The following is a 17,538-nucleotide window of genomic DNA, read 5'->3' on the forward strand; positions in this document are numbered from 1 at the left end:
CGCGGGGTGGTTCGCGTGACTGTAGTGGTCAAAATCGGCGGCGCGCGCGCCGTCGACCCGGCGGGCGCGGTGACCGACGTCGCGCACCTCACGGTGAACGACGAGGACGTCGTGGTCGTCCACGGGGGGTCGACGGCGGTCGACGACGCGCTCGACCAGATGGGCAAAGACCCCGAGTACGTCGAGTCGCCGTCGGGGGTCACCGGCCGGTTCACGGACGCGGAGACGATGGACGTCTTCGAGATGGCGATGGGGAAGGTCAACACCGACCTCGTCGCGGCGTTCGAGAACGCGGGCGTGCCCGCGGTCGGCCTCAACGGCGTCGACGGGAAGCTCCTCACTGGGCCGCGGAAGTCCGCAATACGGGTCGTCGAGGACGGCAAGAAGAAGATTCGCCGCGGCGAGCACTCCGGCACCATCGAGGCGGTCAACACGGACCTGCTGGAGGCCCAACTGGACGCGGGCTACGTGCCCGTGGTGTCGGTGCCGATGCTCGCCAAGGAGAGCGACGACGAGGAGGAGTGGACGCCCGTGAACGCGGACGCGGACCGCGCGGCGGCGGCCGTCGCGGGCGCGCTCGACGCCACGCTGGTCGTGCTGACCGACGTGGAGGGCGTCTACGAAGACCCCGACGACCCGAGTTCGCTCATCGAGGAAGTGCTGACGCCCGCGGACCTCGACGGCGCGAAGGAGGCCGCGGAGGGGTTCATGACGAAGAAGGTGCTGGCGGCGACCGAAGCACTCGAAGGCGGCGCGGAGTCGGTCGTGGTGTCGGACGCGAACCGCCGCGACCCAATCGTCGCCGCGCTGGAAGGGGCTGGCACGCGCTTCAGCCCGGAGGCCCTGTCATGAGCGGGTTCGTCTTCGGGGAGAAGCCCATCCAGATCGAGTCCGGCGAGGGGCCGTACGTCTACGACGACGGCGGCACCGAGTACCTCGACATGGGCGCGTCCTACGCCTGCGCGCCGGTCGGCCACTGTCACCCCGACGTGGTGGAGGCCGTGGAGTCCCAAGCCAGCGACCTGCTGTTCGTGCAGGGGTCGTACCCCACGGAGACGCGGACCGCGCTGTACGACCGCCTCGGCGACCTCGCGCCCGGCGAGCTGGACAACGTCTGGCTCTGCAACTCCGGGACGGAGGCCAACGAGGCGGCGCTGAAGTTCGCGCGCCACGCGACCGGCCGCGAGAAGGTCGTCGCGGCCAAGCGCGCGTTCCACGGCCGCACGCTCGGCTCGCTGGCGGCGACGTGGAAGCAGAAGTACCGCGAGGGGTTCGCGGTCCCCGACAACGTCGAGTTCGTCGACTACGGGGACAGCGAGGCACTCGCGGACGCCGTGGACGACGAGACGGCGGCGGTCATCCTCGAACCCGTGCAGGGAGAGGGCGGCGTCCATCCCGCGCCCGACGGCTACCTGCAGGCCGCCCGGGACGCCTGCGACGAGACGGGCGCGGCGCTGGTCTTCGACGAGATTCAGACCGGGCTCGGGCGCACGGGCTCGCTGTGGGCGTGCGAGCAGGCGGGCGTCGCGCCGGACGCACTCACCGTCGCGAAGGGGCTGGGCAGCGGCCTCCCCATCGGCGCGACGCTGGTCGCGGACTGGCTCGCCGAAGATAGCGGCGACCACGGCTCGACGTTCTCCGGCGGTCCCGTGCCGTGTGCCGCGGCGCTCGCGACGCTCGACGTGCTGGAGGACGACGGCCTCGCGGCGAACGCGGCGAGCGTCGGCGACTACCTCCAAGACCAGCTCGCGGAACTGCCCGTTCGGGATGTTCGCGGCGAGGGGCTGATGGTCGGCGTCGAGGTGAAACGGGGGGCGAACCGCGCGCTGAAGTCGCTGGCGCTGAACCACAGGATTCTCGCGCTCCCCGCGGGACGCACCGTGGTGCGCCTCTTACCGCCGCTAACTGTCACCGAGTCCCACGCCGACCGCGTGGTCGACGCGCTCGCCGAGGAGCTATGACGCCCCGCGAGCTCCTCCGCGACCTCGTCGCGACCCCCTCCGTTTCGGGTGCGGAGTCCGAGGCGGCCGGCGTGCTCGTGGACTACTTCGAGCGCCACGGCCGCGAGGCGTGGACCGACGACGCCGGCAACGTCCGCGCGCCCGGCGACGACAGCGTGCTCCTCACGAGCCACGTCGACACCGTCCCCGGCTACATCGACGTGCGCGAGGAGAACGGCAAACTCTGGGGCCGTGGGAGCGTGGACGCGACCGGGCCGCTGGCCGCGATGGCCGCGGCGAGCGTCGAAACCGGCGCGTCGTTCGCGGGCGTCGTCGAGGAGGAGACGACCTCGGCGGGCGCGCGCCACCTCGTCGCGGACCGCGCGGAGCCCGACGCCGTCGTGAACGGCGAGCCCTCGGGCTGGGACGCGCTGACGCTGGGCTACCGCGGGCTGGTCGCGGGCACCTACGAGGTCGCCACCGAGAGCGGCCACTCCTCGCGCCCCGAGCCCAACGCCGTCCAGCTCGCGACCGCGTGGACCGAGCGCGTGCGCGCGGCGTTCCCGGACGACGACACCGTCTTCGAGTCGGTGACGGTCAAGCCCGTCTCCTTCGACGGCGGGCTCGCCGACGACGGCACCGCCGTCGAGGCGACCGTCGAGATGCAGTTCCGGCTGCCGCCCGGCACCACCGCCGACGACGTCTACGAGACCGTCGCGGACTGCACCGAGCGCGGGTCGGTGACGTGGACGGAGTCGATTCCGCCCGTGATGGCGAGCCCGCGGACGCCGGTCGCGGGCGCGCTTCGAGCGGGCATTCGCGAGGCGGGCGGCGACCCAACGCACCTCCGGAAGACCGGCACGAGCGACGCGAACATCTACGCCGGCGCGTGGGACTGCCCCGTCGCCACCTACGGCCCCGGGGACTCGAATCTGGACCACGCGCCCGACGAACGCATCGACCTCGCCGCGTTCGACCGCGGCGTCGAGGTACTCACCACCGCAGCAGACAGGCTATGCACTTCCTGACAATCGACGACCTCACGACCGACGAACTGGCCGGCGTCGTGGACGACGCGGCCGCGCTGAAGCGCGCGCAAGCCGACGGCATGCCCCACGAGGCCCTCCCCGGGCGCTCGCTGGCGATGCTGTTCGAGAAGCCCTCGACGCGAACCCGCGTGAGCTTCGAGGTCGGGATGACCCAGCTCGGCGGCCACGGCGTCTTCCTCGGCGACGACGACATCCAACTGGGACGGGGCGAGCCCGTCGCGGACACCGCTCGCGCGCTCGGCCGGTACGTCGACGCGGTGATGGCGCGCGTCTTCGACCACGGCGACCTCGAAGAGATTGCCGCGCACGCCGACGTCCCGGTCGTGAACGGCCTCACCGACGACGCGCACCCGTGTCAGGCGCTGGCGGACCTCCTGACGCTCCGCGAAGAAGTCGGGGACTCCGGGACGGTGGCGTGGGTCGGCGACGGCAACAACGTCGCCGCGTCGTTCACGATTGGCGCCGCGATGATGGGCTACGACGTCAACGTCGCCACGCCCGAGGGATACGGCCTCGACGACTCCGTCATCGAGCGCGCCGAGGAACACGGCGACGTGACCGTGACGACGGACCCCGAGGCCGCCACCGCGGACGCCGAGGTCGTCTACACGGACGTCTGGGTGAGCATGGGCCAAGAAGACGAGCGCGAGCAGCGCCTCGACGCCTTCGAGGGGTTCCAGGTAGACGCGGATCTGCTCGGGGACGCGGCGTTCATGCACTGCCTGCCGGCGAACCGCGGCGAGGAGGTCACGGCGGACGTCATCGACGGCGAGCAGTCCGTCGTCTGGCAGCAGGCCGAGAACCGCCTGCACGCTCAGAAGGCGCTGCTCGTCGAGCTCGTGGACTGACGCCGCGTGGGGGATTTATTGTCGGTGCGGTCATAGGTACGGTATGACACTCGACGTCTCCATCCCCGAGCCGCCGGACCTCTCGAACCGCGGCGCGCCCGAGGAGTTCGAGTGGACCGAGGACACGGGCGGCGCGGAGGACTTCCGCCGCGAGGAGCTCGAAGCCCTCCTGAAAGACGGCGCGTGGGCGGAGGGATTCAACGAGTGGGGCGAGTACATGAGCATGGACGAACAGCAGGTCCGCGCCGTCGAGGACCTCGGCCTGTTCCACGAGTTCGACTTCTACTGGGACCCGACGCAGGACCGCCTGCGCGCGGACCCGCCGGAACTCCCCGAGGACTGGGCGGAACGGGAGGCGACGGCGTCGTGGAACTCCAGCACGGTCGGGGCCGTCGAGTCCGAACTGCAGGACCTCGGCGACGTCGTCCACGAAGTCCTCAAGGACTACCTCGGCGGCGACGACGTCTCCGAGCACCACTGGGGCGACCGCGACTACGGCGACCGCGAGGAGTGAGCGCGGAGGCTGCGCGACCGGGAGGCAAGTACGGTAGAGACCACCCGCTTCTTGTACCGCGAGCCCGCACTTCGAGGCATGACTGACCTCTCGCTGGGCGGCCCGACGCCGGATGTCGCCGACGACGGCGTCTGGCTGGCGTGCGTCGAGTGCGGCGACGCCATCGCGCCGTTCGACGACGTGGTGTACGAGTGCCCGGACTGCGGCGGCCTGCTGGAAGCCCGCTACGCCGACTACCCGACGTTCGAGGAGTTCTCGGGGGACGGCGTCTGGCGGTACGCGGCGGCGCTGCCGTTCGACGAGGGCGTCACCATCCGCGAGGGGAACACGCCGCTGTACACCGTCCCCGAAATCGAGGCCGAGGCGGACGTCGCGGACCTCCGCGTGAAACACGAGGGCGCCAACCCCACGGGGAGCTTCAAGGACCGCGGAATGACCGTCGGCGTGAAGGTCGCCGACCGGCTCGGCGTGGACCGGCTCGCCTGCGCCTCCACGGGGAACACGTCCGCGGCGCTGGCGGCGTACGGCGCTCGCGCGAACACGCCCGTGCTCGTGCTCCTCCCCGCCGGCAAGGTCGCCGCGGGGAAGGTCGCGCAGGCGGCGCTGCACGGCGCGCGCATCTGCGAGGTGGACGGCAACTTCGACGACTGCCTCGACGTCGTCGCGGAACTCGCGGACCGCGGGGAGGCGTACCTCCTGAACTCCCTGAACCCGTTCCGCTTGGAGGGGCAGAAGACCATCGGCCTCGAAATCTTAGAGCAGTCCCGCGACGCCCACGGCCACCTCCCGGACCGCATCGTGCTCCCCGTCGGGAACGCGGGGAACACGGCGGCCCTCTACAAGTGCTTCCGCGAACTCGTCGAGGCCGGCGAACTGGACAAGTCCGAGGTGCCGAAGCTCACGGGCGTGCAGGCGGAGGGCGCGGCGCCGATGGTCGAAGCCGTCGAGAACGGCCGCGACTACGTCGAGCGCTGGGACGACGTGGAGACGCGCGCGACCGCCATCCGCATCGGCAACCCCGTGAACGCGCCGAAGGCGCTGCCCGGCATCTACGACACGGGCGGCACCGCGGTCGCCGTCTCGGACGAGAAGATTACCGAGGCCCAGCGGATGCTCGCCGAGGACGGCGTCGGCGTGGAGCCGGCGTCCGCCGCGAGCGTCGCCGGCCTCCTGAAGCTCCGCGAGCGCGGCGACATCGACGCTGACGAGCGCGTCGTCTGCCTCACCACCGGCCACCTCCTGAAGGACCCCGAGGCGGCCGCGGAAGCCGGCGGCGACACGACGCCCGTCCCCGCGGACGCCGACGGCGTGCTGGACGCACTGTAACTGTTCTCAGTCGGTTCCTTCGCTGGCGAGCGCCTCCTGTTCGAGCCGGCGGTCGCGGTCCGTCTCGACGCTCAGCTCCGGTACTGTGGTCGGCTTCATGTCCTCGTCGACGGCGACGAACACGAAGTGCGAGCTCGTCGTCTGCTCGGTCTCCCCGGTTCGGGGGTCCTCGCGGAACGCCCGCAGGCGGACGCGCACGCTGCTCGTCCCGGCGTCGTAGGCGTACGACTCGATGATGCAGATGTCGCCCTGCGGAATCGGGCGCTCGAAGTCGAGGCCGTTGATGCGCGCGGTGACGCAGGTCGCGCCCGCGAGCCGCATCGCGGACATCGCGCCCACCTCGTCCATCCACTTCACGACGTTCCCACCGTGCGCCGAGGCGTAGTTGTTCGTGTCGTCGGGCTGGACACGCACGCGGTTCTCGATGTACGTCTCCGAAACTGTCGGCACGACCGAACGCGCGGGCCGACGGGAGAAAAGGGTTACTCGCCGTTGAGCTCGATGTTGTGGACGTCGATGATACGCTCGTCCGCGAGCAGCTCGTCGAGCGCTGCCTCGGGGACCGTGGAGTCGAGGTTGTAGACGGTCAGCGCCTCGCCGCCGATGGTCTCGCGGGCGTTGAACATCCCCGCGATGTTGACGTCGGCGTCGCCGAGCACGGTGCCGATGAAGCCGATGACGCCGGGCTCGTCCTCGTTGCGCGCGGCGAGCATGTGGCCGTGCGGGACGGCGTCCACGCGGTAGCCGTCGATTTTCACGAGCCGCGGGTCGTCGCCCGCGAACAGCGTCCCGGAGACGGTGAGCTCCTCGTCGCTGTTCCCGACGGTCACGGAGACGAGGCTCTGGAAGTCCTCGCTCTGTCGGGTCTTGGACTCCTTGACGTCGATGCCGCGCTCCTCCGCGACGCGGGGCGCGTTGACGGCGTTGACCTGCCACTCCAGCGGGTCGAAGACGCCCTTCTGCGCGCTCGCGGTGACGAGTTCGAGGTCCTCGGCGGCAATGTCGCCCTCGTAGCTGACCTCGACGCGCTCGATGCGGCCGTCGAACAGTTGGGCGGCGACCTTCCCCGCGGTCTCGGCGAGCCCGATGTACGGCTCGATGCGGCCGAAGGAGCTCTCGTCGACGCTCGGCGCGTTCAGCGCGTTCAGCACGGGCTCGTCGTTCAGCGCGGCGACGACCTGGTCGGCCGTCGAGGTGGCGACGTGCTCCTGGGCGGCCTGCGTGGACGCGCCGAGGTGCGGCGTCACGACGATGTCGTCGGCGTCGAGCAGCGGCGAGTCCGCGGGCAGCGGCTCCTCCGCGAACACGTCGAGCGCGGCGCCAGCGAGCACGCCGTCCTCGACGGCGTCCACGAGCGCGTCCTCGTCGACGACGCCGCCGCGCGCGACGTTCACGACGTAGCCGTCCTCGAGTTGGGCGAACTCGTCCTCGCCGAGCAGCCCCTCGGTCTCGTCGGTGAGCGGGACGTGGACGGTGACGAAGTCCGCGCGCTCGATGCACTCGTCGAACTCCACGAGGTCGGCGCCGAGCTGTTCGGCGCGCTCCTCGCCGATGTAGGGGTCGTAGGCGACGAGGTCCATGCCGAGGCCGCCGAGGCGCTTGGCGACCTCCTGGCCGACGCGGCCGAGGCCGACGACGCCCAGCGTCTTCCCGTTGAGTTCCGTGCCGAGGTAGTCGCCTTTCGCCCACTCGCCGTCCTTCAGGCGGCCGTGGGCCTGCGGGATGGAGCGGGCCGCGGCGAACGTCATCGCGACGCTGTGCTCGGCGGCGGCGCGGACGTTCCCCTCGGGGGCGTTGGCGACGATGACGCCGTGGTCGGTGGCGGCGTCGATGTCGATGTTGTCCACACCGATGCCGGCGCGCCCGACGATGACGAGGTCGTCGGCGGCGTCGAACACTTCTTCAGTGACTTCGGTGCCGGAGCGGACGATGAGGCCGTGGGCGTCGCTGACGGCGTCGAGGAGCGCGTCGCCCTCCACGTCGTAGGCGGTTTCGACATCGTGACCCGCCTCGCGGAGTCGGTCGAGACCGGCGTCCGCGATGGGGTCCGTGACGAGTACCTTCATGCGAAGTCGGTCGGTTCACTCGCGGATAAGCGTTTCCGCACGCACACGAATTGTCGGTGGTTCACGAACCACCATAATGACCACGTTTGTGTAGTATATAGTCGCGGAGCGTCACGGTTTGCCCACGCCCACGCCCGAATCCGGCGGGGCTTGCCGGACCACGGCGGGCCGCCCCCGAGACTATACGTCGAGCGCGCGACGGGACCGTGTGCCCAACGCAGAACCGACGAACCAGTTGCGAGAGCGCGTCGAGGACGGCGGCGTCGCCGTCGGCGTGCTCGACTCGACGTACAGTCCGACGCTCGTGGAGTTCTACGGCGACCTCGGCGTGGACTTCGTGTGGCTGGACTTCGAGCACGGCGGCCCCGACCCGTGGGACGGCCCCACCGTCGAGAACCTCCTGCGGGCGGCCGACCGCTCCGACGTCGAACTGCTCGTTCGGCTACCGGACACCGACCCCACGCTCGTGCGGAAGGCGCTGGACCTCGGCGTCCGCAACGTCTTCCTGCCGCGCGTGGAGACCGCGGCGGAGATCGAGGCCGCCGTGAAGTCCGCGCGCTTCGAGTACGACGGCGAACCCGGGAACCGCGGGCTGGGGTCGCCGCGGGCGCGCCGCTGGGGGCTCCGCGAGAACTACGTCGCCGTCGAGGACCGCGAGACGATGGTCGGCACCACCATCGAGACCCGGGAGGCCGTCGAGAACATCGACGAGATTCTCGCCGTCCCCGAACTCGGGTTCGTCTTCCTCGGGCCGCTGGACCTCTCGGTGGCGTACGGCCACCCCGGGGAGTTCGACCACCCCGAGGTGCAGGACGCCGTCGAGACGGTGCGCGCGGCGGCCGTCGACGCCGGCGTCCCAGTCGGCGGGCTCGCGTTCGGGATGGACGACGCCGCGGCGAAAGCCGAGAACGGCTACCAGATACTGAACCTCGGGAGCACCACGGGCGCCCTGAAGGAGGTCGTCACGGGGTGGCTCGACGAGTTCGGCGCCCGCGAGTAACGTCTGCCAGAGCAGCGACGCTTTTCCCTACCCGTCGCCTAGGCGGCGGCAATGACGCTGGTCGCGTTCGACTTCGACGGCACGCTCGCGGACTCGGAGATGATGGACCGCCTCGCCGCCCGCCACGGCGTCGGCGAGGAAGTCGCGGACATCACCGAGCGCGCGATGCGCGGAGAGCTCTCGTACGCCGAGAGCCTCCGCGAGCGCGCCGGCCTCGTCGCCGGCCTCCCCGCGGAGGACGCTGCCGACGTGTACAGCGGCGTCCGCCTGCGGGACGGCGCCGGCGAACTGCTCGGGAAGCTCTCCGATGACGGCGTCCGCGTCGTCGTGCTCACCGGCGGGTTCGGGCCCGGCGTGGAGGCCGCCCTCGACGCCGCGGGCGTGACCGTGGACCGCGTCGTCGCCAACAGCCTCCCCGAGGCGGACGGCGAACTCACGGGCGACGTGGAGGGGCCGCTCATCGAGGGGACGAAAGACGACGCGCTCGTGGACGTCTGCGAGGCGTACGGCATGGACGTCGCGGACGCCGTGGCCGTCGGGGACGGGGCCAACGACGCGCCGATGCTCGACGAGGCCGGCTGCGGCGTCGGCTTCCAGCCGAAGCCGGGGGTCGACGAGCACTGCGACACCGTCGTCGAGTCGATGGCGGAGCTGGAGGCGCTGCTGCGCGAGCGCAACGTGCTCTGAAGGATGGGACTGCCCGCGCCGGCCGCGGGCGAGTTCGGGTACTGAAGCGTGTGACGAGAAACCCGCGACGGGTGGAGCCGCGGGGTTTCCCAGGTCGGGCGGCCAGGGCACACTGAGCGGTACCGACCCGGGCGACTCCTGCTACACCCCTCTAACCCTTGCTTAATTGGTCGTTAAGGTCGCTTTCTTCACGTGATTCGCGGTCGCCGGCAACCGAAGGTTGATTGGTCGAACCGACGAACGTGGGGGTAGTGGCGGACGACTCAGACGGGACGCTGCCCGAGGCGGACATCCACGACGTGCTCCGGAACGACCGGCGCCGCATGGTCATCGAACTGCTCGGCGACGCCGACGAACCGGTGACCGCGCGCGAACTCTCGGAGGCCGTCGCCGCCCGGGAGACCGGCGAGGACCCGCCGCCGCGGGACGTCCGGCAGAGCGTCTACATCTCCCTCCAGCAGACCCACCTGCCGAAGCTCTCGGACCTCGGCATCGTGGAGTACGACGAGCAGACCAAGGAGGTGCGGCCCGCGGAGCACGCGCCCGCGGTCGGCGTCTACATGGAGGTCGTCCCGAAGTACGGGCTCTCGTACGCGGAGTTCTGCGGGTCGCTGGGCGTACTCGGCGCGCTCCTCGTCGCCGCCGCGGAAGTCGGCGTCCCGGTCGTGAGCGAGGTCTCCGCGAGCGCGTGGGCGGTCGCCGTCTTCGGCGTGCTCGTCGCGTCCGCGGGCTACCGGACGTACAGCCAGCGGAGCACGCTCGTCCACCGGCTGCGGAACTGACTACCGCGAGGCCGCCTCGATAGCGGCTTCGAGGTCCGCGACCACGTCCGCGGGGTCCTCGATGCCGACGCTCAGGCGCACGAGGTCGTCGCGGACGCCCGCGGCTTCCTTCTCCTCGTCGGTGAGCTGCTGGTGGGTGGTGGAGGCGGGGTGGATGATGAGCGTCTTCGCGTCCCCGACGTTCGCCAGCAGGCTCGCGAGGTCGGTGTTCTCGGTGGTCTCCTTGGCGGCCTCGTAGCCGCCCTCTAGCCCGAACGTAATCATGCCGCCGTAGCCGCCGTCCAGATACTCGCTGGCGTTGTCGTGCGTGGGGTGGTCGTCCAGCCCGGGGTACGTGACCCACGCGACGTCCTCGTGGTCGACGAGGTACTCGGCGACCTTCTGGGCGTTCTCGCAGTGCTTCTCCATGCGCAGCGGCAGCGACTCCAGCTTCTCCAAGGTCTGCCACGCGTCGAACGGCGACTGCTGGTTCCCGAGGTCGCGCAGGCCGCGCGCGATGGCGGCGTACGTGAACGCCGCGTCCCCGAACGCCTCCGAGAAGTTCACGCCGTGGTACGCGGGGTTCTCCTGCCCGATTTCGGGGTACTTCTCGGCGTGCTTGGCCCAGTCGAAGTCCCCGCCGTCCACGAGCGCGCCGCCGACCGTGGTGCCGGCGCCGTGAATCCACTTCGTGGTGGAGTGCCAGACGATGTCAGCGCCGTGGTCGAGGGGGTTGCAGAGGTACGGCGTCGCGAACGTGTTGTCCACGACGAGCGGGACGCCCGCCTCGTCGGTGATTTCGCCGAGACGCTCGAAGTCCGGCGTCGTGAGGCTGGGGTTGCCGATGGTCTCGACGAGCACGTACGCGGTGTCCTCGTCGATGGCCTCCTCGTAGGCGTCGTAGTCCAGCGCGTCAACGAACTCCGTCTCGACGCCGCGTCGCTCGACGCTGTGCGTGAGGTACGTGTACGTCCCGCCGTAGAGGTCGCTGGACGCGACGATGTTGTCGCCGGCGCTCGCGAGCACGAACGTCGCGAGGTCCAGACTCGCCATCCCGGAGGCCGTCGCGACCGCGCCGACGCCGCCCTCCAGTGCCGCGAGGCGCTCCTGGAGCGTCTCGACGGTGGGGTTCATCAGCCGCGAGTAGATGTACCCGGACTTCTCCAGCGCGAACTGCGCGGCGGCGTCGTCGCTGTCCTCGAAGACGTACGACGTCGTCTGGTAGATTGGCGGCGCGCGCGACCCCGTGGCCGGGTCGACTTCCTGGCCCGCGTGGACGCTGTTCGTGTCGAATTCGTAGTCGTCTCCGTCTCCCATACACGGTACTGGTGCGCCGGGGTCGTTAAGCCGGGGGGTCGCCTGCAGTTCCTGCCGGCTACGGTGACGCTCGCTTAGGCGTAAATTCGGTTCGAGAGGAGGTCTACCCCGAGAAGAGGCTGTTGTGGACGGGGGCGTACAGCGTCCGACGGTCGTCGTCGTGGTCGACGGTGTCGGTGACGGCGCGGCCGGCGACGCCGTTCGCGAGGAAGTCCCGGACGGGCGGGCCGACGGACTCGGGTTCGACGAGGAACGCGTCGTGGCCGTGGTCGGACTCGACGACGTGGTGCGAGACCGGGACCTCCTGCTCGCGGAACGCCTGCGCGACGCCCTCGCTCTGGTCCACCGTGAAGTGCCAGTCGCCCGTGAACGACACGAGCAGGGCTTCACCGGCGAACGCGCCGACGGCGCTGGCGTCCGAGTCGTAGCCCTCCGCGAGGTCGTAGTCGTCCATCGCCCGCGTGAGGTAGAGGTAGCTGTTGGCGTCGAAGCGGTCGGTGAACTTCTCGGCCTGGTAGTCGAGGTAGGATTCGACGTCGCGGTACGGGAAGAAGGCGCCCGCGTCGTCCACCGGGAACGCGTCGCTGCCGGCTTCCCGGCCGGCGGTGCGGCGGCCGAACTTCCGCTCCATGGAGTCCTTCGAGAGGTACATCAGGTGACCGAGCTGGCGCGCGAGCGCCAGCCCCTGCGTCGGGAACTCGCCGTCGTAGTAGTCGCCGCCGTTCCAGTTCGCGTCGCCGCGGATGGCCCGGCGCGCGACCGCGTTCAGCCCGAGACACTGCGCGTCTAGCCGGGGCGCGGCGGCGATGGCGGCGACGCGGCGGGCGTCGTCGGGGAAGCGGCGCGCCCAGTCGAGGGCGTTCATTCCACCGACGCTGCCGCCGAGAACGGCGTGCAGGCGGCCGACGCCGAGGTCGTCGAGCAGGCGGCGCTGGCTGCGCGTCCAGTCGCCGACCGTGACCGGCGGGAAGTCGGTGCCGTAGGGTTCGCCGTCCGGTCCTTCGCTGGCGGGGCCGTCCGTGCCGTAACACGACCCGGGGACGTTCGCGCAGACGACGTAGTACTCGTTCGTGTCGATGGCCTTCCCCGGACCGACGACGTCGTGCCACCAGCCCCGCCCTTGCCCGTCGCCGCGGCCGCGGACGTGCTGGCTGCCCGTGAGCGCGTGACAGACGAGGACCGCGTTGTCGCCGGTGAACTCGCCGTACGTCCCGTAGGCGACAGTGAAGTCTTCGAGGGTCTGCCCGCTCTCGAACTCGAACTCGTCGAAGGTGGTCGTGGGCATCAGTGGGCGTCCTCCAGCGCTCGGTCGAAGTCAGCGAGCACGTCCGCGGTGTCCTCGATGCCCACGGAGACGCGAATCATGTCGGGGCGGACGCCGGCGGCGCGCTGTTCGTCCTCGGAGAGCTGTGCGTGCGTGGTGCTGGCGGGGTGGATGACGAGCGTCTTCGCGTCCCCGACGTTCGCCGCGAACGACGCCAACTCGACGCCCTCGCAGACGGCCTTTGCGGCGTCGAAGCCGCCCTCGGGGCCGAACGTGAGCATCCCGCCGTACCCACTATCGAGGTACTCGCTGGCCTCGTCGTGCGTGGGGTGGTCGTCGTGGCCGGGGTAGGAGACCCACGCGACGTCCGGGTGGTCGGCGAGGAAGTCTGCGAGCGCGGCGGCGTTCTCGCAGTGGCGGTCCATCCGCAGCGGCAGGGTCTCGACGCCCTGCATCGTCTGCCACGCGTCGAACGGCCCCTGTCCGGTGCCGGTAGCTCGCACCGCCCGCTGGCGGACGGCCGCGGCGAGCGCGCGGTCGCCGAAGCGCTCCGTGAAGTCGAAGCCGTACGCGGGGTTCTCGCCCGACAGCTCGGGGAAGTCGGCGTCGGGGTGGTCCCACGGGAACGTGCCGCCGTCCACGACGACGCCACCCAGCGTCGTGCCCGCGCCGTGGAGCCACTTCGTCGTGGACTCCCAGACGACGTCCGCGCCGTGCTCGATGGGGCGGCAGAGGTGCGGCGTGGCGAACGTGTTGTCCACGACGAGCGGGACAGCGTGGTCGTGGGCGACGTCCGCGATGGCCTCGAAGTCGGGCGTGACGAGCGACGGGTTCGCGATGGTCTCGACGTGGACGAACGCGGTGTCCTCGTCGATGGCGTCCTCGACGGCCGCGGGGTCGAGGGCGTCCACGGTCCGGGTGTCGATGCCGCGCTTGCCGGCGATGTGCGAGAAGTACGTGCCGGTGCCGCCGTACATGTCCTCGCTGGCGACGATGTTCCGGCCGACCTCGGCGAGGACGGTGGTGATGCCGTCGATGGCGCCCATGCCGGCGTTCGTGGCGACGGCGCCGACGCCGCCTTCGAGGCTGGCGAGGCGGGCTTCGAGCGTCGAGACGGTGGGGTTGGAGATGCGCGAGTAGACGTCCGCCTCCGACTCTAAGGCGTACCTGTCGGCGGCGTCGTCGGCGTCCGGGAAGACGTACGACGTGGTCTGGTAGATGGGCGGGGCGCGCGCCCCTGTCTCGTCGGGGTCTTGGCCCGCGTGGACGCTGCGGGTGTGGCGCCCGCCGCTCGCGTCAGTCATGTATCAAAGTAATATAGCTCGAATAGAATATGCGTGGTAGTTACGGCAACGCTTGCCCGTGGTGGGGGAGTTCCAGTCGTCGCAGCCGATTCCGGCGCGTTCTTGGCGACGCAGCCGAAACGCCCGGTATGGTCCGACGCGAACGCGCAGCGCTCGCGGGCGTCGTGTTCGCGGTGCTGTTCGCGCAAGTCCTCCTCTACCCGGGTGCCGCCGACCTCGTCGCCGCGTTCGGCGCCGAGGACCCGGACACCGGGAGCCGGTGGTTCCTCGCCGCGGAGTTCGCCGCGTTCGTCGCGTTCGCCGGCGTCTGGGGCGTCGCCAGCGACCGCGCCGGCCGCCGCGTCCCGTTCATCGCCGCGGGCGCGCTCGGCGGCAGTCTCGGGTACGCCGCGCTCGCCGTCCTCGACGTCGACTTCGGCACCGTACTCGTCCTGCGTGCGGCGCAGGGCGCCGCCACCATCGGCGCGTTCTCGCTGGCGATGACGATGCTGATGGACCTCTCTGACGACCACGGCAAGGACATGGGCGCCGCCGGTATCGCCATCGGCTCCGGCACCGCGCTCGGCGCGCCCGTCGGCGGCCGCCTCACCGAACTCGACCCGAAGCTCCCGCTGGTCGTCGGCTGTCTCGCGCTCGCGGTCGCCGGCGTCGCCGCGCTCCGCGTCCCCGACCGCGCGCCCGGCGGCCACGGCGAGTCGCTGCGCGCCGGCCTGCAGGTGCTGCGGAACCGCCCGACGCTGAGCGTCCCGTTCGCGTTCGGGTTCATCGACCGGTTCACGGCCGGTTTCTTCGCGCTCGTCGGGTCGCTGTACTTCCGGCAGGCGTTCGGCCTCGACGCCGGCGCGGTCGGGCTCACGCTCGCGCTGTTCTTCGCGCCGTTCGCACTCCTCCAGTACCCGTTCGGCCGGCTCTCCGACCGCATCGGCCGCACCGTCCCCATCGCCGCCGGCTCCGCCACGTACGGCCTCGTCGTCGTCGGCATCGGGCTCGCGCCCCACGTCCGGCTCGCGCAGGGCGGGATGGTCGTCGTCGGCGTGCTCGGCGCGCTCATGTCCCCCGCGACGATGGCACTCGTCACCGACCTCGCGGGCGAGGACGAGCGCGGCGTCAGCATGGGCGGGTTCAACGTCGCGGGCTCGCTGGGCTTCCTGACGGGGATCGTCGGCGGCGGCTGGGTCGCCGAGCAGTACGACTTCACCACCGCGTTCGTGCTCGCTGGCGGCGCCGAACTCCTGCTGGCGGCGCTCGCGCTCCCCGCGCTGCTGCGACTGGACGAAGCCTGACGCCCCAACTGCTTACACGCGGGGCCGCGTACGCCGCCACATGGCAGACGCGGACGCCCTCGAAGACGCGCCCGAGGACAACCCCTACGTCCGAGACCCCGACACCGACTTCGCGCCCGTCGAGGATCTCACCGAGGACGACGCCGAAGAGCAAGTGAAACTGCTCCGGGAGGCCGTCCGCTACCACGACTACCGCTACTACGTCCAGAACGACCCCGTCATCTCCGATTACGCCTACGACCGGCTGTTCGAGCGCCTCCAGCAGTTAGAGGACGCCTTCGACCTCCAGACCGAGGACAGCCCGACGCAGCGCGTCGGCGGCGAGCCCGTCGAGGGACTGGGCACCGTCGAGCACGTCGCGCCGATGCTCTCCATCGACTCCAGCGGCGAGGAGGCCGACGTCCGAGAGTTCGCCGCCCGCGTCGAGCGCGAGGTCGGTGAGACGGACTTCGTCTGCGAGCCGAAGTTCGACGGGCTCTCCGTGGAAGTCGTCTACGAGGAGGGCCGGTACGTACGCGCCGCCACGCGCGGCGACGGCGAGACCGGCGAGGACGTCACCGAGAACGTCCGCACCATCGAGAGCGTCCCCCAGCGCCTGCGCGGAGACCCGCCGGACTTCCTCGCAGTGCGCGGCGAGGTGTACATCCCGCGGGAGGCGTTCCAAGAGTACAACGCCGAGCGCGTCGAGCGCGGCGAGGAGCCGTTCGCGAATCCCCGGAACGCCGCCGCCGGGACGCTGCGCCAACTCGACCCGAGCGTCACCGCCGAACGCCCCCTCGACTGCTTCTTCTACGACGTATTGGCTGCGGGAAAGAGCGAGGCAGACGTGGATGCGGACGCCTCGCGCGGCGGCCTCGACGCCGGCTTCGACACGCACTGGGCGGAACACGAGGCGCTCCCCGACTGGGGATTGAAGGTCAACGAGCGCACCGAACTCGCCGACGACGTCGAGGAGGCCATCGCGTTCCGCGACGACCTCGCGGCCGTGCGCGAGGACCTGAACTACGAAATCGACGGCGTCGTACTCAAAGTCGACGACCGCCGGGCGTGCGTGGACCTCGGAGTCACGGCCCGCCACTACCGGTGGGCGTACGCGTACAAGTTCCCGCCGCGCGCGGAAGTCACGACAATCCGGGACGTCGTCGTGCAGGTCGGACGGACGGGCCGGCTCACGCCGGTCGCGCTGCTCGAACCCGTCGAAGTCGGCGGCGTCACGGTCTCGCGCGCGAGCCTCCACAATCAGGAGGAGATTGCGGAGAAGGGCGTGGGAATCGGCGACGACGTGCGCGTCGAGCGCGCCGGCGACGTGATTCCGTACGTCGACGAAGTGGTCGAATCCCACAGCGAGGGGCACTTCCAGATGCCGGAGGAGTGCCCGCGCTGCGGGAGCGACGTGGAGTACGACGGCCCCATCGCGTACTGCACGGGCGGGCTGGCGTGTCCCGCCCAGTTGGTGCGCGCGGTCGGCTACTTCGCGGACGTCCTCGACGTCGAGGGCATCGGCGAGGCGGCCGCCCAGCAGTTCGTCGAGGAAGGGCTCGTCGAGGACGACGTCGCAGACCTCTACGAACTCGCGGAAGCGGACCTCGCGGAACTGGAGGGGTGGGGCGAGCGGAGCGCGCGGAACCTGCTCGCGGAGCTGGACGCCGCGCGCCACCCGCCGCTGGGCGAGTTCCTCGCCGCCATCGGCATCCCCGAGGTCGGGCCGACGGTCGCCCGCGACCTCGCCGACCACTTCGGGACGCTGGACGCGCTACTTTCCGCCGACGAGCGCGACCTCCGCGAGGTCGAGGGCGTCGGCGAGGTGGTCGCCGGCCACGTCCGGGAGTTCCTCGACAACGAGCGCAACCGCCGCGTCATCGAGCGCCTCCGCGACGAGGACCGCCTCGGCGAACCCGAGTTCCCCGAAGAGACCGGTGGCGACGAACTCGAGGGACTCACTGTCGTCTTCACGGGGAGCGTCGAGGGGTGGACGCGAGACGACCTCCAGGACCTCGTGGTGCGCCACGGCGGCGACGCGCCCTCCTCGGTGTCCGGGAACACCGACTACCTCGTCGTCGGCGAGAACCCCGGCACGAGCAAGCGCGAGGACGCCGACGAGCACGACGTCCCCGAGCTCTCGCCCGGGGAGTTCTTCGAGCTACTGGACGAGCGCGGCGTGGACGCGGACCGATAGGCG

The 17,538-nt window shown here is 70.9% G+C and carries 16 protein-coding genes; 11 read left to right on the forward strand and 5 right to left on the reverse strand.

What is annotated here, in order from left to right; translation table 11 throughout:
* Nucleotides 1–15 precede the first annotated feature (15 nt).
* The 6 genes from HHUB_RS12645 to thrC all read left to right on the forward strand — a co-directional run bounded on the left by HHUB_RS12645 (nucleotide 16) and on the right by thrC (nucleotide 5,677).
* The gene (locus HHUB_RS12645; RefSeq protein ID WP_059057960.1) at nucleotides 16–852 is read left to right on the forward strand and encodes an acetylglutamate/acetylaminoadipate kinase; all 837 of its coding nucleotides are present in this window, start codon (nucleotides 16–18) and stop codon (nucleotides 850–852) included.
* Nucleotides 849–1,961: an aspartate aminotransferase family protein gene (locus tag HHUB_RS12650; RefSeq protein ID WP_059057961.1), complete on the forward strand. Its 1,113-nt coding sequence runs from the start codon at nucleotides 849–851 to the stop codon at nucleotides 1,959–1,961. The genes HHUB_RS12645 and HHUB_RS12650 overlap by 4 nt, the downstream gene beginning before the upstream one ends.
* On the forward strand, nucleotides 1,958–2,968 hold the full coding sequence (locus HHUB_RS12655; protein ID WP_059057962.1) for a [LysW]-lysine hydrolase: 1,011 nt from the start codon (nucleotides 1,958–1,960) through the stop codon (nucleotides 2,966–2,968). The genes HHUB_RS12650 and HHUB_RS12655 overlap by 4 nt, the downstream gene beginning before the upstream one ends.
* Nucleotides 2,956–3,837: an ornithine carbamoyltransferase gene (gene argF / locus HHUB_RS12660; RefSeq protein ID WP_059057963.1), complete on the forward strand. Its 882-nt coding sequence runs from the start codon at nucleotides 2,956–2,958 to the stop codon at nucleotides 3,835–3,837. The genes HHUB_RS12655 and argF overlap by 13 nt, the downstream gene beginning before the upstream one ends.
* Nucleotides 3,838–3,880: 43 nt before the next feature.
* On the forward strand, nucleotides 3,881–4,351 hold the full coding sequence (locus tag HHUB_RS12665) for a hypothetical protein (RefSeq protein ID WP_059057964.1): 471 nt from the start codon (nucleotides 3,881–3,883) through the stop codon (nucleotides 4,349–4,351).
* 78 nt (nucleotides 4,352–4,429) lie between these two features.
* Nucleotides 4,430–5,677: a threonine synthase gene (thrC, locus tag HHUB_RS12670; protein ID WP_059057965.1), complete on the forward strand. Its 1,248-nt coding sequence runs from the start codon at nucleotides 4,430–4,432 to the stop codon at nucleotides 5,675–5,677.
* A gap of 6 nt (nucleotides 5,678–5,683) precedes the next feature.
* Here the strand turns inward: thrC and HHUB_RS12675 are convergent, their stop codons facing one another.
* Both HHUB_RS12675 and serA read right to left on the reverse strand, forming a co-directional pair.
* Nucleotides 5,684–6,127, reverse strand: coding sequence for an acyl-CoA thioesterase (locus HHUB_RS12675; RefSeq protein ID WP_059057966.1), 444 nt, complete (start codon nucleotides 6,125–6,127; stop codon nucleotides 5,684–5,686).
* Nucleotides 6,128–6,159: 32 nt separating this feature from the next.
* Nucleotides 6,160–7,743, reverse strand: a complete 1,584-nt coding sequence (gene serA / locus HHUB_RS12680; RefSeq protein ID WP_059057967.1) for a phosphoglycerate dehydrogenase — start codon at nucleotides 7,741–7,743, stop codon at nucleotides 6,160–6,162.
* Nucleotides 7,744–7,951: 208 nt separating this feature from the next.
* On the opposite strand from serA, the gene HHUB_RS12685 reads away from it, so the two are divergent.
* The 3 genes from HHUB_RS12685 to HHUB_RS12695 all read left to right on the forward strand — a co-directional run bounded on the left by HHUB_RS12685 (nucleotide 7,952) and on the right by HHUB_RS12695 (nucleotide 10,212).
* Entirely contained in the window at nucleotides 7,952–8,743 is a 792-nt protein-coding gene (locus HHUB_RS12685; RefSeq protein ID WP_059057968.1) for an HpcH/HpaI aldolase family protein, read from the forward strand.
* Nucleotides 8,744–8,794: 51 nt separating this feature from the next.
* Entirely contained in the window at nucleotides 8,795–9,430 is a 636-nt protein-coding gene (gene serB, locus HHUB_RS12690; protein ID WP_059057969.1) for a phosphoserine phosphatase SerB, read from the forward strand.
* Between the two features lie 251 nt (nucleotides 9,431–9,681).
* Entirely contained in the window at nucleotides 9,682–10,212 is a 531-nt protein-coding gene (locus HHUB_RS12695) for a DUF7344 domain-containing protein (protein WP_059057970.1), read from the forward strand.
* Here HHUB_RS12695 and HHUB_RS12700 read toward each other — a convergent pair whose 3' ends face one another.
* From HHUB_RS12700 to HHUB_RS12710, 3 genes are all read right to left on the reverse strand, one after another.
* The gene (locus HHUB_RS12700; protein WP_059057971.1) at nucleotides 10,213–11,508 is read right to left on the reverse strand and encodes an O-acetylhomoserine aminocarboxypropyltransferase/cysteine synthase family protein; all 1,296 of its coding nucleotides are present in this window, start codon (nucleotides 11,506–11,508) and stop codon (nucleotides 10,213–10,215) included.
* A gap of 103 nt (nucleotides 11,509–11,611) precedes the next feature.
* Entirely contained in the window at nucleotides 11,612–12,793 is a 1,182-nt protein-coding gene (gene metX / locus HHUB_RS12705) for a homoserine O-acetyltransferase MetX (RefSeq protein ID WP_059057972.1), read from the reverse strand.
* Nucleotides 12,793–14,076 (reverse strand): O-acetylhomoserine aminocarboxypropyltransferase/cysteine synthase family protein, encoded by a 1,284-nt coding sequence (locus tag HHUB_RS12710; RefSeq protein ID WP_059057973.1) that lies wholly within the window; start codon nucleotides 14,074–14,076, stop codon nucleotides 12,793–12,795. Before HHUB_RS12710 ends, metX begins: the two co-directional genes overlap by 1 nt.
* Nucleotides 14,077–14,204: 128 nt before the next feature.
* Between HHUB_RS12710 and HHUB_RS12715 the strand changes: the two genes are divergently transcribed.
* Both HHUB_RS12715 and ligA read left to right on the forward strand, forming a co-directional pair.
* On the forward strand, nucleotides 14,205–15,359 hold the full coding sequence (locus HHUB_RS12715) for an MFS transporter (RefSeq protein WP_059057974.1): 1,155 nt from the start codon (nucleotides 14,205–14,207) through the stop codon (nucleotides 15,357–15,359).
* Between the two features lie 40 nt (nucleotides 15,360–15,399).
* Complete coding sequence (ligA, locus tag HHUB_RS12720) at nucleotides 15,400–17,535, forward strand: NAD-dependent DNA ligase LigA (protein WP_059057975.1); 2,136 nt, start codon at nucleotides 15,400–15,402, stop codon at nucleotides 17,533–17,535.
* The last annotated feature ends 3 nt before the right edge of the window (nucleotides 17,536–17,538 follow it).

The sequence above is a fragment of the Halobacterium hubeiense genome (assembly GCF_001488575.1).
Taxonomy (GTDB): Archaea; Halobacteriota; Halobacteria; order Halobacteriales; family Halobacteriaceae; genus Halobacterium; species Halobacterium hubeiense.

Bases quoted from the DNA above. Each gene is read 5' to 3' on its own strand.
- thrC (WP_059057965.1), top strand. From the start codon at position 4,430: ATGACTGACCTCTCGCTGGGCGGCCCGACGCCGGATGTCGCCGACGAC.
- HHUB_RS12665 (WP_059057964.1), top strand. From the start codon at position 3,881: ATGACACTCGACGTCTCCATCCCCGAGCCGCCGGACCTCTCGAACCGC.
- HHUB_RS12710 (WP_059057973.1), bottom strand. From the start codon at position 14,076: ATGACTGACGCGAGCGGCGGGCGCCACACCCGCAGCGTCCACGCGGGC.
- HHUB_RS12655 (WP_059057962.1), top strand. From the start codon at position 1,958: ATGACGCCCCGCGAGCTCCTCCGCGACCTCGTCGCGACCCCCTCCGTT.
- ligA (WP_059057975.1), top strand. From the start codon at position 15,400: ATGGCAGACGCGGACGCCCTCGAAGACGCGCCCGAGGACAACCCCTAC.
- HHUB_RS12650 (WP_059057961.1), top strand. From the start codon at position 849: ATGAGCGGGTTCGTCTTCGGGGAGAAGCCCATCCAGATCGAGTCCGGC.
- serA (WP_059057967.1), bottom strand. From the start codon at position 7,743: ATGAAGGTACTCGTCACGGACCCCATCGCGGACGCCGGTCTCGACCGA.
- metX (WP_059057972.1), bottom strand. From the start codon at position 12,793: ATGCCCACGACCACCTTCGACGAGTTCGAGTTCGAGAGCGGGCAGACC.
- argF (WP_059057963.1), top strand. From the start codon at position 2,956: ATGCACTTCCTGACAATCGACGACCTCACGACCGACGAACTGGCCGGC.
- HHUB_RS12715 (WP_059057974.1), top strand. From the start codon at position 14,205: ATGGTCCGACGCGAACGCGCAGCGCTCGCGGGCGTCGTGTTCGCGGTG.
- serB (WP_059057969.1), top strand. From the start codon at position 8,795: ATGACGCTGGTCGCGTTCGACTTCGACGGCACGCTCGCGGACTCGGAG.
- HHUB_RS12700 (WP_059057971.1), bottom strand. From the start codon at position 11,508: ATGGGAGACGGAGACGACTACGAATTCGACACGAACAGCGTCCACGCG.